Source organism: Pseudomonas sp. FP597 (genome assembly GCF_030687435.1).
GTDB lineage: Bacteria > Pseudomonadota > Gammaproteobacteria > Pseudomonadales > Pseudomonadaceae > Aquipseudomonas > Aquipseudomonas lactucae.
In genome coordinates, this window is the sequence record NZ_CP117432.1 from 2,562,167 (window position 1) to 2,575,551 (window position 13,385).

General features: G+C 61.6%; 14 protein-coding genes. 9 read left to right on the forward strand and 5 right to left on the reverse strand.

The features are described from left to right. Window positions 1-29 precede the first annotated feature (29 nt). Window positions 30-617: a TetR/AcrR family transcriptional regulator gene (locus tag PSH66_RS11980; RefSeq protein WP_141064126.1), complete on the reverse strand. Its 588-nt coding sequence runs from the start codon at window positions 615-617 to the stop codon at window positions 30-32. Window positions 618-767: 150 nt separating this feature from the next. Between PSH66_RS11980 and PSH66_RS11985 the strand changes: the two genes are divergently transcribed. From PSH66_RS11985 to PSH66_RS12010, 6 genes are all read left to right on the forward strand, one after another. Beyond that, window positions 768-1,856, forward strand: a complete 1,089-nt coding sequence (locus tag PSH66_RS11985; RefSeq protein WP_003174462.1) for an alkene reductase — start codon at window positions 768-770, stop codon at window positions 1,854-1,856. 44 nt (window positions 1,857-1,900) lie between these two features. Then, window positions 1,901-2,689 (forward strand): SDR family oxidoreductase, encoded by a 789-nt coding sequence (locus PSH66_RS11990; protein ID WP_141064128.1) that lies wholly within the window; start codon window positions 1,901-1,903, stop codon window positions 2,687-2,689. A gap of 44 nt (window positions 2,690-2,733) precedes the next feature. Beyond that, window positions 2,734-3,603, forward strand: a complete 870-nt coding sequence (locus PSH66_RS11995) for an alpha/beta fold hydrolase (RefSeq protein WP_003174464.1) — start codon at window positions 2,734-2,736, stop codon at window positions 3,601-3,603. Between the two features lie 45 nt (window positions 3,604-3,648). Then, window positions 3,649-4,647 carry an NADP-dependent oxidoreductase gene (locus PSH66_RS12000; RefSeq protein ID WP_305429152.1) on the forward strand — a complete coding sequence of 333 codons (999 nt, stop codon included), beginning with the start codon at window positions 3,649-3,651 and terminating at the stop codon, window positions 4,645-4,647. An 81-nt stretch (window positions 4,648-4,728) separates the two neighbouring features. Beyond that, window positions 4,729-4,959: a hypothetical protein gene (locus tag PSH66_RS12005; RefSeq protein ID WP_003174466.1), complete on the forward strand. Its 231-nt coding sequence runs from the start codon at window positions 4,729-4,731 to the stop codon at window positions 4,957-4,959. Between the two features lie 160 nt (window positions 4,960-5,119). After that, window positions 5,120-6,700: a histidine kinase famiy protein gene (locus PSH66_RS12010; protein WP_198140457.1), complete on the forward strand. Its 1,581-nt coding sequence runs from the start codon at window positions 5,120-5,122 to the stop codon at window positions 6,698-6,700. Between the two features lie 91 nt (window positions 6,701-6,791). On the opposite strand, the gene cyoD is transcribed toward PSH66_RS12010, so the two are convergent. The 4 genes from cyoD to cyoA are packed head-to-tail and all read right to left on the reverse strand — an operon-like array spanning window position 6,792 to window position 10,643. Further along, a complete protein-coding gene (cyoD, locus tag PSH66_RS12015; protein WP_003174468.1) occupies window positions 6,792-7,130 on the reverse strand; it encodes a cytochrome o ubiquinol oxidase subunit IV in 339 nt (112 codons plus the stop codon). Between the two features lies 1 nt (window position 7,131). Then, entirely contained in the window at window positions 7,132-7,746 is a 615-nt protein-coding gene (gene cyoC / locus PSH66_RS12020) for a cytochrome o ubiquinol oxidase subunit III (RefSeq protein WP_003174469.1), read from the reverse strand. Window positions 7,747-7,749: 3 nt separating this feature from the next. Continuing rightward, window positions 7,750-9,723: a cytochrome o ubiquinol oxidase subunit I gene (cyoB, locus tag PSH66_RS12025; RefSeq protein ID WP_003174470.1), complete on the reverse strand. Its 1,974-nt coding sequence runs from the start codon at window positions 9,721-9,723 to the stop codon at window positions 7,750-7,752. Between the two features lie 2 nt (window positions 9,724-9,725). Further along, window positions 9,726-10,643: a ubiquinol oxidase subunit II gene (gene cyoA / locus PSH66_RS12030; RefSeq protein WP_003174471.1), complete on the reverse strand. Its 918-nt coding sequence runs from the start codon at window positions 10,641-10,643 to the stop codon at window positions 9,726-9,728. Between the two features lie 374 nt (window positions 10,644-11,017). On the opposite strand from cyoA, the gene PSH66_RS12035 reads away from it, so the two are divergent. The 3 genes from PSH66_RS12035 to PSH66_RS12045 all read left to right on the forward strand — a co-directional run bounded on the left by PSH66_RS12035 (window position 11,018) and on the right by PSH66_RS12045 (window position 13,361). Further along, window positions 11,018-11,332 (forward strand): hypothetical protein, encoded by a 315-nt coding sequence (locus PSH66_RS12035; RefSeq protein WP_003174472.1) that lies wholly within the window; start codon window positions 11,018-11,020, stop codon window positions 11,330-11,332. Window positions 11,333-11,463: 131 nt separating this feature from the next. Further along, window positions 11,464-12,639, forward strand: coding sequence for a hypothetical protein (locus tag PSH66_RS12040; protein WP_003174473.1), 1,176 nt, complete (start codon window positions 11,464-11,466; stop codon window positions 12,637-12,639). Beyond that, window positions 12,636-13,361, forward strand: a complete 726-nt coding sequence (locus PSH66_RS12045) for a demethoxyubiquinone hydroxylase family protein (protein WP_141064133.1) — start codon at window positions 12,636-12,638, stop codon at window positions 13,359-13,361. Before PSH66_RS12040 ends, PSH66_RS12045 begins: the two co-directional genes overlap by 4 nt. The last annotated feature ends 24 nt before the right edge of the window (window positions 13,362-13,385 follow it).

The following is a 13,385-nucleotide window of genomic DNA, read 5'->3' on the forward strand; positions in this document are numbered from 1 at the left end:
TACCCGCGTTCAGCCTGGGCTGCCGAGCCTCAGGCTGTTGGTTTCTGCGCGGTCGCCAAGGATGCCGTCATCTGCGCGTGGCAGACCTCAAGGATTTCATCGGCCAGCGCAGCGTCATCCGGGCAGGCACGCGACAACAGGATCGCCCCGACCGCCTGTGCCAGCAGGCCGATCATTTTCGCGCGCGACGCTCCAGGCGGCGCATCGGCGGGCGAGGCACACTTGCCGCCCAACGTCTGCAGCATGCCTTCTATGCCTTGGGCAAACGCGACCTTGAGGTCATCGGGCTGACGCGCCGCATCGGCACTCAAGGCGGCCAGTGTGCAGCCGTCGCCGCGTCCGTCGCGGTGCTCCCTCGACACGTAAATGTCGATGAAACGCTGAATATCCAGCGCCTGCACGCCGACCAGCGAGCGCGCAAGGCTGCTGGCGGACGCTTCGGCCATCAAGTCGGCCTTGGAGCCGAAATGCTTGTAGAACCCGCCATGGGTGAACCCCGCAGCCGCCATCAGGTCAGCCACGCCCACCCCGTCAAAACCGCGTTCGCGAAACACCGTCGAGGCTGTTTCGACGATGTGTTCCCGATTTGCCTGGGCCTGAGCCTTGCTCACTCTCACGTGCAACACCTCTCGTGTGCGCTCAAAAACAAGGTTCGATGATACATAGATGTTGATCGTAATCAAAGCTGTTGACAGTTTAGATTTCGATCATCATCCTAATGGCAAGCGGCACGATTGCCTCATCAACCGACATGGAATACGCATGACATGAGCGACCTGAATTTGTTTACCCCCTATACGATGGGTGCCCTGACGCTGGCAAATCGTGCGGTGCTTGCCCCTCTGACCCGCAACCGTGCCGGCAAAGGCCTGGTGCCCAGCGAATTCGCCGCTGCGTATTACAGCCAGCGCGCGTCCGCCGGCCTGCTGATCTCCGAAGCCTCGCAGATTTCCCGGCAGGGGCAGGGCTATCAGGACACGCCTGGCATCTACACCTCGGCGCAGATCGAAGGCTGGCGCGCGGTGACCGAGGCCGTGCACGCCAAGGGCGGCAAAATGTTCCTGCAACTGTGGCATGTGGGCCGTGTGTCCCACGTCGACCTGCAAGCGCAGGGCGCCGCACCGGTCGCGCCTTCTGCCTTGCGTGCGGCGACCAAAGTGTTCGTCGACAACCGCTTTGAAGACGCGTCCGAGCCGCGCGCACTGGAAACCGCTGAGCTGCCGGGCATCGTCAACGATTTTCGCCAGGCGGCGGCCAATGCGATGGCGGCGGGCTTCGATGGCGTGGAGATCCATGGCGCCAATGGCTACTTGCTGGACCAGTTCATCAAGGATGGCGCTAACCAGCGCACCGATGCCTACGGTGGCTCGATTGAAAACCGCGCACGCCTGTTGCTGGAAGTGACGGCCGCGGTGGTGGCCGAGATCGGTGCCGAGCGCACCGGCATTCGCCTGTCACCTGTGTCGCCGGCCAACGGCGTTTCGAGCAGCGACCCGCAAGCGCAGTTCGACTACATCGTCGACCAGCTCAATGCGCTGGGTATCGTTTACCTGCACGTGGTCGAAGGCGCCACCGGCGGCCCGCGCGATGTGGCGCCTTTCGATTTCGCCGGTTTGCGCCGACGCTTCAAGCACACCTATATCGCCAACAACGGCTATGACCTGGACCTGGCTACATCACGCCTGGTTGAAGGCAAGGCCGACCTGATCGCCTTCGGTCGCCCGTTCATCGCCAACCCGGACCTGGTGGCACGCCTGAAGACCGGCGCGCCTCTGGCTGCCTTCAATCCGGCCACGCTCTATGGCGGCGCTGCCGAAGGCTACATCGACTACCCGGCGCTGGCCGAGTCGAACTAGGCGCAACCATTTCCCCCACCGTTAGCTAAAAAAGAGACACGCTCATGACTACTCGCCCTGCCGTTCTCATCACCGGCGCCTCCACCGGCATCGGTGCCGTTTATGCCCAGCGCTTCGCCCAACGCGGACACGACCTGGTGCTGGTCGCACGCGATCAGGCCCGTCTGCAGACCCTCGCCAGCCAGTTGCGCAGCGAATACGCGGTTGCCGTCGATGTGCTGCAAGCGGACCTGACCCAACTCAGCGATTTGAACCACGTCGAAGCGCGCCTGCGTGATGACGCCAGCATCGGCATCCTCATCAACAACGCCGGCGCCGCGCAGTCGGGCACCTTTATCGAGCAAAGCACCGACAGCGTCGCCCACCTGGTCGCCCTCAACACCACCGCGCTGGTGCGCCTGGCCAGTGCCATCGCCCCGCGCCTGGCCAAGGCGGGCAACGGCGCGATCATCAACATCGGTTCGGTGGTCGGCCTGGCGCCGGAGTTCGGCATGACGGTGTACGGCGCGACCAAGGCGTTCGTGCTGTTCCTGTCCCAGGGCCTGAGCCTGGAGCTGTCGCCACAGGGCGTCTATGTACAAGCCGTACTGCCTGCCGCCACCCGCACCGAGATCTGGGACCGCGCCGGTATCGACATCAACACCTTGAGCGAAGTGATGGAAGTCGGTGATCTGGTGGATGCCGCCCTGGTCGGCTTCGATCGTCGCGAGGCGGTGACCATTCCACCGTTGCACGAAGCCGAGCGCTGGGATGCCTTGCAGGGCGCGCGCCAGGGCCTGCTGTCGCAGATCCGCCAGTCGGCGGTTGCGCAACGTTATCAAGCCCAGGCGTGACGCTTGAAACAGACCGGTCTTCCCGATTGCATGGAGTAGACAGCATGCGCGCATTGGACACACACAGCCGTTCGGGATCGCCGGCCTCGTTTGCCCTGGCTGAGAACCAGTCGATCACGGTAGGTGGCGTTGCCTTCGCCTATCGCGATCTGGGGCCCCGGGTCGGGGTGCCGTTGATGGTGCTCAATCACTGGGGCGCGGTACTGGACAACTTCGACCCCAGGATCATCGACGGCCTGGCGGACACCAGGCGCGTCATCGCCCTCGACTATCGCGGTATCGGCGGCTCAGGCGGCACCGCGCCGTTGACCGTCGCTGAAATGGCCGACGATGTCATCGGCCTGATGCGGGCGTTGGGGGTGGAGCAGGTCGATCTGCTGGGTTTTTCCCTGGGTGGTTTTGTCGCTCAAGACATCGCCATGCAGGCGCCCGGACGTGTGCGCCGACTGATCCTCACCGGAACCGGCCCTGCCGGCGGTACAGGCATCGCCAACGTCGGCAAGGTGTCATGGCCCTTGATGATCAAAGGCCTGCTGACCCTGCGTGACCCCAAGTTCTACCTGTTCTTTACCTCGACGGCCAACGGGCGCCGAGCGGCGTCCGCGTTTTTGAAGCGCTTGAAGGAGCGCCGCAAAGGCCGCGTCAAAGGCCCGACCCCGCGTGCGTTTGCAAGGCAGTTGAAAGCCATCACGGCATGGGGCAGACAGGCACCGCAAGACCTCTCTGGCCTGCAAATGCCGACGCTGGTCGCCAATGGCGATCACGACATCATGGTGCCCACGGCCAATTCGATCGAGCTGGCCAGGCGCATTCCCGGTGCCCAATTGATTCTTTACAAGGACGCCGGGCACGGCGGGATTTTCCAGTACTACGCTGAGTTTGTCGCCCAGGCGCGGGCCTTCCTTGACGCTTGAGCGCTTTGACGCCGTTTTCCTCCCACTGACAAGAGCATCCGCAGCATGAAGGCATTTTTCATAGACCGTTACGGCAAGCGCAACGGCGCGATGGGTGAAGTACCCGAGCCGGTGGTGGGGGAGCACGATGTGCTGGTCCGAATTCACGCCGCCAGCGTGAACCCGTTGGACTCAAAGATCAGGGCGGGGGAGTTCAAGCTGATCCTGCCCTACGCATTGCCCCTGGTGTTGGGCAATGACCTGGCCGGTGTGGTGGTCGGCATCGGCTCGGCGGTTTCGCGCTTCAAGGCCGGCGATGAAGTCTACGCACGTCCTCCCGACGGGCGCATCGGTACCTTCGCCGAACGGATTGCCGTGAACGAGCACGCCTTGGCGCTCAAGCCCACGAACCTGGACATGCTTCAGGCCGCGTCCATTCCCTTGATCGCACTCACCGCCTGGCAGGCACTGGTGGAGACCGCCCAGGTGAAACCCGGCCAGAAGGTATTGATTCACGCCGGTTCCGGCGGTGTCGGCACGCTGGCCATCCAGCTCGCCAAACACCTCGGCGCATTTGTCGCGACCACCACCAGTTCGTCGAACGTCGAGTGGGTCAAAGCGCTGGGCGCGGACGTGGTCATCGACTACACACAGCAAAATTTTGCCGACGAGCTGCAGGGTTATGACGTGGTGTTGAACAGCCTCGGTGGCGATGTACTCGAACAGTCGCTCAACGTGCTCAAGCCTGGCGGGCAGCTCATTTCCATTTCGGGCCCGCCGACCGCGCAATTCGCCCAGGCGCAAGGCTTGTCCTGGCTGCTGCGACAGGTCATGCGCCTGCTCAGCAGCGGGATTCGACGCAAGGCACGCAAGCGGGGCGTCGGCTACACATTTTTGTTCATGCGCGCCAACGGCGCGCAGCTGCAGGCGATCACCGCGCTGATCGAAGCGGGATCGATCAAACCGGTGATTGACCGTTGCTTCCCTTTTGAGTCGACGGCAGAGGCGTTGACGTATGTCGAGCAGGGCCGGTCCAAAGGCAAGGTGTGCATCCGCATCCACTGAGTACGCCATTCGTCCTTTTTCGCGCACTCCAGAGCCAAATGCGATTCCAAGGGGTTATCACCGGTGAACTGGAGATTTCCCATGAAACATGACCCCTCCCATCCCCAGCAGGGCTCCCGTGAAGACCTGGGTGAACCGAATGACGACGGTTGCCTGGTCGGCACGGCCGGGCGTGAGGAAGACCCCAACGCGACCACCGACTGGGATCACCCCGATGACATCGATACCGAGCAGGAGATCGATGTAAAGCCGCCCAATGGCACGCCCGGTATCGACGTTGTGCCTGATGCTGACAATGAAGGTGCGGATTGACCGGCCTGTCGAGCAGGGCCGGACCAACGAAGCATAGGTATCTGTGGCAAGGGTGCTCGAGATCAAGATCAGCAGCCAGAGCGACAGCCACAGCGGAGCGTCGCACTCCGAGAGATTTTTATGGTCAATGGAACACGCACCACTGACCCGGAGGTGAACCTTGGCAAAAAAGACAAAGCCTGTGGTCCACGACAGCGATCTGGCGGCGTTATCCGCCCACCGCAAAGACCTGTTCTTCGCCGCCATGCAAACCAGCCACAGCGCGATGATCGTGACCGATCCTGCGCAGCCCGACAATCCGATCATCTTCGCCAACCAAGCGTTCCTGGCCCTCACGGGGTATGAACAGGATGAAGTGATCGGGCGCAATTGCCGCTTTCTGCAAGGGCCACACACCGACAAGGACGCCTTGCGCCACGTGCAGCGCGCGTTGGAGCGACACCACGAGGTGTGCGTGGAGGTCATCAATTATCGAAAGGATGGCTCGACGTTCTGGAATGAATTGTTCCTGGCGCCCTTGTTCAACGAGCGCGGGCAACTGGTGTATTTTTTTGCTTCCCAGCTGGACGTGAGCCGGCGTCACGACGCCGAACGGCGCGTGCGTCGCCTACAGGACCTGGAAGCCCTGGGGCAACTGACCGGCGGTATCGCCCATGACTTCAATAACCTGCTGCAGGTGATGGTCGGCTATCTCGAACTGATCCAGCAGAGCGCCAAGCGCCCCGGCAGCGACCCGCAGCGCATCGTCAACAGCGCCGGTCGAGCCAGGGCGGCCGCTGAAAAGGCGCAGACCCTGACCCAGCAATTGCTGGCGTTTTCGCGCAAGCAACGGCTCGACAGCCGCGTGATCAATTTGAACCGCTTGCTCAGCCGCCCGGACTTCATGGCGCAGGCACTGCCGGGTGTCGATCTGCAACTGGAACTCGCGCCTGACCTCCGCAACTGTTGCGTCGACCCTGCCCAGGCCGAGCTGGCGGTGCAGCACCTGCTGTCGAACGCCAGGGATGCATTAGAGGGGCGTGACGCGCCGACGGTGACGGTCAAAACCTGCAATGTCCAAGTGCCGGGCGATGTGCTCGCGCAAGACGATGGCCTGGCCGCGGGCGACTATGTGAGCATCTCGGTCAGTGATAACGGCAACGGCATGGCCACCGGCATCCAGGAAAAAGTCATGCAGCCGTTCTTCACGACCAAGGAGGAGGGCAAGGGCTCGGGGCTGGGGTTGTCGATGGTGTATGGGTTCGTCAAGCAATCGGGCGGGGCGGCGCGGGTCCATTCATCCCCCGGCATCGGTACGACGATACGCCTGTATTTTCCGGCGGACGACAGCCAGCCTTGGGTCGAACACCCGTCGACAGAGACGACCTCGCTGCAAGGCCGCGAGCGCATCCTGATCGTGGAGGACCGGCCCGAGGTGGCCGAACTGGCGCAGGTGGTCCTGGCGGATTACGGTTACCGCACAGACACCGCGCTCAATGCCGCCGAAGCATTGGCCAAGCTCAAGCACACGACGTATGACTTGGTGTTCAGTGACCTGATCATGCCGGGCGAGATGAATGGCGCAGCGCTCGCACGTGAGGTCTCGCGCCTGTACCCCTGCACCAGGATCCTGCTGACGACCGGCTACGCCAAAGACTCGTTGGAGCGCGCCGATGTGCAGGTGCAGGAGTTCGAGCTGATTCCCAAGCCCTATCGGCCGGTTGACCTGCCTCGGAAAATCCGCGCGGTGCTCGATGCGTAACTCGCGAACGCCTCGCGTAGCCGCTGCCGAGCCTTGGCGAGGCAGCGTCGGCGGTGCGTCAGATACGCCGCGAACGCAGCCTCGCCAGTGCTCAGTGCGCGAGCATGTTGTGATGAATGCTGTTCATGATCCATAGCGACAGGCCCACCAGCAGCACAATGATGACCGCCGAGAAAATCAGCGCAATCAGGTTCCAGCGTTGTTCCTGCGCCGTGTCCAGATGCAGGAAGAATTTGAGGTGGACCACGATTTGGATCGCGCCCAGTGCCACCACCAGCCACGCGGTGACGGTGCGCGGCAGTGACGGGAACATCGCCAGGCCGAAGGGGATCAGGGTCAGCAGCACCGACACCACAAAGCCCACCAGGTAAGAGCGGCTGCTGCCATGGCTTGTACCGGCGCTGCTGTGAATCGAACTTTGCTTGTACATGTCACACCACCCCCAGCAGATAGACCACGGTAAACACGCAGATCCACACCACGTCCAAGAAGTGCCAGAACAGGCTCAGGCAACTGAGACGCGTGGCATTGGTAGTGGTCAGGCCGCGTTGATGAACCTGGGCCATCAGCACCGCCATCCACACCAGCCCCGTCAGCACGTGCGCGCCGTGGGTGCCCACGAGGGTGAAGAACGCGGTCAGGAACGCACTGCGGTCCGGCCCGTGGCCCGCTTCGATCAGGTGGTGGAATTCGTTGATTTCCATGGCGATAAAGCCTGCGCCCAACACGAATGTGAGCCCCAGCCAGCGCAAGACGTGCCCTTGCTGGCCACGGTTCATGGCGAGCATTGCGTAGCCGTAGGTGATGCTGCTCAGCAGCAACAGCATGGTTTCACCCAGCACATAGGGCAGTTCGAAAATATCCACGCTTGAGGGGCCGCCGGCCACGCTGTCGCGCAGCACGGCATAGCCGGCAAACAAGGTGGCGAACAGGATGCAGTCGGTCATCAGGTAGATCCAGAACCCGAACAGGCTCAGGGAACCGGCGTCTTCGTGCCCTTGTTCGTGGGTGTGCGCGATGTCTTTTTCGATAACGATATGGGACATGGGTCAAGCCTCTGCCAGGTCTTTCAAACGTGCCGTTTCGATGCGCGCGACTTCCTGCGCGGGCACGAAGTAATCGGTGTCTTCGTCGTAGCTGCGCACCACGAATGCAACCACCGACGCCACCAGGCCGAACGCCGCCATCCACCAGATATGCCATACCAGGGCGAAGCTGCAGACCAGCGCGAACAGGCTGATCACCAGGCCCGAGGCGGTGTTGCGCGGCATGTGGATGCTTCGGTAATCGGTGTGGCTGAGGGTGCTGACGCCGCGCTCCTTCATGCCCCAGTAAGCGTCCAGGTCGCTGACCTTGGGTTGCTCGGCAAAGTTGTACAGCGGTGGCGGAGAGGCGGTGGCCCATTCCAGGGTGCGGCCGTCCCACGGGTCACCGGTGAGGTCGCGATAGCGATGACGGTAGCGGATGCTGACAAACAGTTGCAGGGCCTGGGCGGCGACACCGCAGAGGATAATCGCCACGCCTGCCAGTTCGAGCAGCAACCAGGGCCGCCACTCCGGGTTGTTGAAGTGGTTGAGGCGGCGCGTCATGCCCATGAAACCCAGCACGTACGACGGCATGAAGGCGAAATAGAAGCCGGTCAGCCAGCACCAGAAGGCAATGCGCCCCAGCCTGTCGTACAAGCGAAAACCAAAGGCCTTGGGGAACCAGTAGGTCAGGCCGGCCATGTAGCCGAACACCGCGCCGCCGATGATCACGTTGTGAAAGTGAGCGATCAGGAACAGGCTGTTGTGCAGCATGAAGTCGGCGCCGGGCACGGCCAGCAGGACGCCGGTCATGCCGCCGATGCTGAACGTCACGATAAAGCCCAGGGTCCACAGCATGGGGGTTTCGAAGCGCACTCGACCCCGGTACATGGTGAACAGCCAGGTAAAGATTTTCACCCCGGTCGGCACGGCGATGATCATCGTCATGATGCCGAAGAACGCGTTGACGTTGCCGCCCGAGCCCATGGTGAAAAAGTGATGCAGCCACACGATGAACGACAGCACGGTAATCGAGATCGTCGCCCACACCAGCGACACGTAGCCGAACAGCCGTTTACTGCTGAAGGTGGCCGCTATTTCGGAAAATACCCCGAACGCCGGCAGGATCAGGATGTACACCTCCGGGTGCCCCCAGGCCCAGATCAGGTTGACGTACATCATCGGGTTGCCGCCGGCTTCGTTGGTGAAAAAATGCATGCCCAGGTAACGGTCCAGGCTCAGCATCAGCAGGGTGGCGGTCAGGATCGGGAACGACGCCAGGATCAGCACCGACGTGCACAGCGCATTCCAGGTGAACACCGGCATCTTGAACAGGGTCATGCCTTCGGTGCGCATCTTCAGGATCGTCACGAAGAAATTCACCCCCGTGAGCAAGGTGCCGATGCCCGATATCTGCAGTGACCAGATGTAATAGTCCACGCCCACCCCGGGGCTGTAACCCAGCTCGGACAACGGCGGATAGGCAACCCAGCCGGTGCGCGCAAACTCGCCCACCCCGAGTGAAATGTTGACCAGTGCCGCGCCGACCACGAACAGCCAGAAACTCAACGCATTGAGAAACGGGTAGGCCACATCGCGCGCGCCGATCTGCAACGGCACAACGATATTCATCAACCCGACCACGAAAGGCATGGCCATGAAGAAGATCATGATCACCCCGTGGGCGGTGAAGATCTGGTCGTAGTGTTCCGGCGGCAGGTAACCCGGCCCGCCGCCGGCGGCCATGGCTTGCTGGGTGCGCATCATGATCGCGTCGGAGAAGCCGCGCAGCAGCATCACCAGTGCGACGATGATGTACATGCAGCCGATTTTCTTGTGGTCCACCGAGGTGAACCATTCGCGCCACAAATAGCCCCATTGGCGTTTCCAGGTGATCGACCCCACCAGCGCCACACCGATCAGCCCGACGACGGCCAGGGTGTACATCACAATGGGTTCAGTCGTCGGAATCGCGTCCCACGATAGTTTTCCGAACATGATTATTGCTCCTTGGCCAGGTAGTGGTCGGAACGCTTGCCGGCGTCGTTCAACTGCGTCTGGCCGCGCCTTTTATCGGCCTTGTTCATGCCTTCGTACTTGTCGACGATGTCCAGGAACAATCGCTCCTGTACCGCCGAGTAATAGGTCACGGGGTGGCGTGTACTGGGCTTGGCCAATTGCGCATAGCTGTTTTGGTCGAGCGGCCTTGCCGCGCCCTTGACCTTTTCGACCCAGGCCTGGAAGTCGGCAGGGCGCAGTGACAGCGTGGCGAAGTGCATGTCGGAAAAACCGGGGCCGTTGTAGTTGGCGGCTATCCCCCTGAACACGCCGGTTTCGTCGGCGATCAGGTGCAGCTTGGTCTGCATGCCGGCCATGGCGTAGATCTGTCCGCCCAGGGCCGGGATAAAAAAGGAAGTCATGGCGGCGTCGGAGGTGATGGTAAAGCTCACCGGCGTGTGTACCGGCAGGGCCAGCTCATTGACGCTGGCGATGCCCAGGTCGGGGTAGATGAACAGCCATTTCCAGTCGGTGGCGACCACTTGCACGTTGATCGGCGGTGTGTCCGAGTCGAGCGGTCGATAGGGGTCCAGGGCGTGAGTGGTTACCCAGGTGACCCACCCCAGGGCAATGATGATAAGCAACGGAACGCCCCAGACCACCGCTTCGATTGTGTGTGAACTGGCCCAGCGGGGGGAGTAGCGCGCTGTTTTGTTGGTCGCGCGGTAGCGGTAGGCAAAGACGAATGTCAGCACGATCACCGGCACCACCACCAGCAACATCAGGCCCGTGGCGAGGATAATCAGGTCGCGTTCATCGGTTGCAATCTGCCCCTTGGGGTTGAATACCACCAGATTGCAACCGGTTAACAAGAACATGCCGGTGAGTGAGACCAGGCAATACCCAAGCATTCTATTCATGCCCTGCTCCTGTGTTGAAAGTTTCACTGTTTCCCTGTTGAAACTGCGCAATTGCATTCGCAAGTTGGTTTGTCGACGCACTGACGCTGCGCTTGTTACAGGCCCTGTTGTCGTCAGTCGGCTAACGCCTGGCAATAAGCCGCCCGCCACGGATAAATCCCCGGTTTTGTTGGGTTCAAGGTTGGGCGGCGGGGCGTGTTGCAGCCAGCTCCCGAAAGGTTTGAATGGGGTCTTCCGGGTTGGTTTAACAATTTGTTACGTCGCCTGACGAACGGTTTAACAAGCGAAACGGTGACGGCGTTTTAATAGATGCGTGAGGTATCCAAGTTGTCAGGTAAGTTGAGGGCGCTCAACTAACGTTGGTGGAGAACACTATGTTTATTCGTGGCAATACCTATAAGGCGTGGGCCGCCAAGGCGCTGGACGAAGAGTGCTTTACCCAGGAAGTGGAAAACGGTTGCCATATCGAAGTCAGGGCCCGGGAACGCGAGGACGCCGACATTGAAATCCTGATCAGCGTCTACACCGCCACAGGGGAGTGTGTCGTCGAACGAACCCGGCAGTTGCCGGGCTCGGAATGGACGGTGCGGGACGCGCTCAAGCGCGGGATTGACCAGGCCGAAAGGATCGCGGGTGGCGAGTCCGGCCGATTGCCCTGCGCTGATGCGCAGCATCACGCAGACGACTGACCGCTCATCGGAGGGTGAACATAAAATTTCGATGCCCTCATTCGATCTTCTGGTCATCAAGGAAGGGCCATGAAACCTGTGGCGATTGTCGCGGCGGCCCTTCGTGATGACTGATGAAAGGAGATCGATCCATGTCGAAAATCGATAATCTGCTGGACAACAAGGGCACCCCCTTGGACAAGCAGAGCTTTACCTGGCGTGATCTGGCCGGCAAGCCGATCAGCAAGCTGGACGACGATGCATTCACCCGGGTGCGGGTGATTTTGATGAACGGCGTTGAATCCGACGCCTTGCGACTCAAGCACTTCGGCGCGCGGTTTCACAAGGCGCTGCAGCTGCCGCTGGCGCAGATACGCCGTGTCGAGCAACACCAGATGACCGCGATCAACTGGCTGCTGTCGGCCGACCATTCGCCCCTGGAAACCACCGTGGCCTATGAGCAGGTGGCGATCGAGGTGACCGCCGCCGTTGCCCAGAACGAGCCCGACGCGTATCAGGCGCAAACCTACCGTTTCGGTCTGCTGGAAGACTTCGATCACCTTTATCGTTATGCCGCCATGCTTGATCGGTTGGAAGGCAAGGATGCCAACAACATCCTGCAGGGCTACACCGATCTCGTTCCCGGCCGGCCGACCAGCGAGCATCATCGCGCGCCCAGCGATGACCTGCGTGACAACTATGAGAAGGACAATGCCGCCCTGATCACCAAGATCCACGCGGCGTTGATCACCGGTGCCGAATACCAGACCCACGATTACTACATGAACATCGGTCCGTTGTTCGCCGACCCGGTCGCCCGCGCGCTGTACGCCGAAATTGCCTCGGTCGAGGAGCAGCATGTGACCCAGTACGGTTCGTTGCAGGACCCCAGCGAAACCTTCATGGAAAAGTGGCTGGTGCACGAGGCGATGGAGGTCTACACCTATGCCAGTTGCGCCGAGCAGGAAGACAACCCGCGCATCAAGGCGCTCTGGGAGCGCTTTGTCGACTATGAACTGGGCCATCTCAACCTGGCCTGCGAGTTATTCAAGCAATACGAACGCCGCGATCCCGCCGAGGTATTGGCCGGCCCGCTGCCGCGCATGATCGAATTCAAGAGCCAGCGCGATTTTGTGCGCGAGACCTTGTCCCGCGAGGTCGACCTGCGTGCACACGGCATCGATTACGTGCCGAAGGAAAGGGAAGGGCAGGCGTCTCTGGATCAGCGCGCACGCCTTAACAGTGAGGGCGTCCCGGCCAACGTGGTGTCGGCTGGCTACACCTTCAAACCGGGCACCGAACTCAACCCAGCGGGAGAACAGCAATGAGCGAACGTCAAGTGATCATCGGCACCAACCGCACCGGCGCGCAGATGTCGCCTGAAGGCACCACCCGCCAATTGGAAGCTACGCGCATGTTTCCCGCCGATGTCCCCGGCGACATGAGCGCCTACACCGCCGAGCGCGAGCGGGCTATTCGCGAAGCCGACCTGATCGGCTCGGTACCGGCGCCTGGCACGGCCAAAGGCGTGGTCAAGACCGTGCTCGACAAAACCCTCGGCAAGGCGCCTGAAGTACTGCTCGACAAGCTCGGCGAACGCCTGGCCTTCGAGCGCACCGGTGTGCGCCTGTATGAAGCGATGATCGCCAAGGCCGCCTCGGCACCGGGCGCCGATCCCGCGCTGGCGGACACCTTGCGGCACATCCAGGCGGAAGAACTGGAGCACATGAACATCGTGCGCGAAGCCATTGAAACCCTGGGCGCCGACCCCACCGCCATGACGCCTTGTGCGGACGTGGCCGGGGTCAAGGCCATGGGCGTGCTGCAGGTGTTGACCGACCCTCGTACCACCGTGTCGCAGTCGATGGGTGCAATCCTGACCATCGAACTGGAAGATAACGCGGCCTGGGAGCTGTTGATCGAACTGGCCGAGAAAGGCGGGCATCCGCTGATCGCCAAGCGCTTTAAAACGGCGTTGCAGCAGGAAGAAACGCACCTGGCCACGGTTCGCCAGTTCATTCGCGACAACCTGCTTGAACAGGTGAGCTGACCTGAGCGCAAGCCGCGGTTTCAC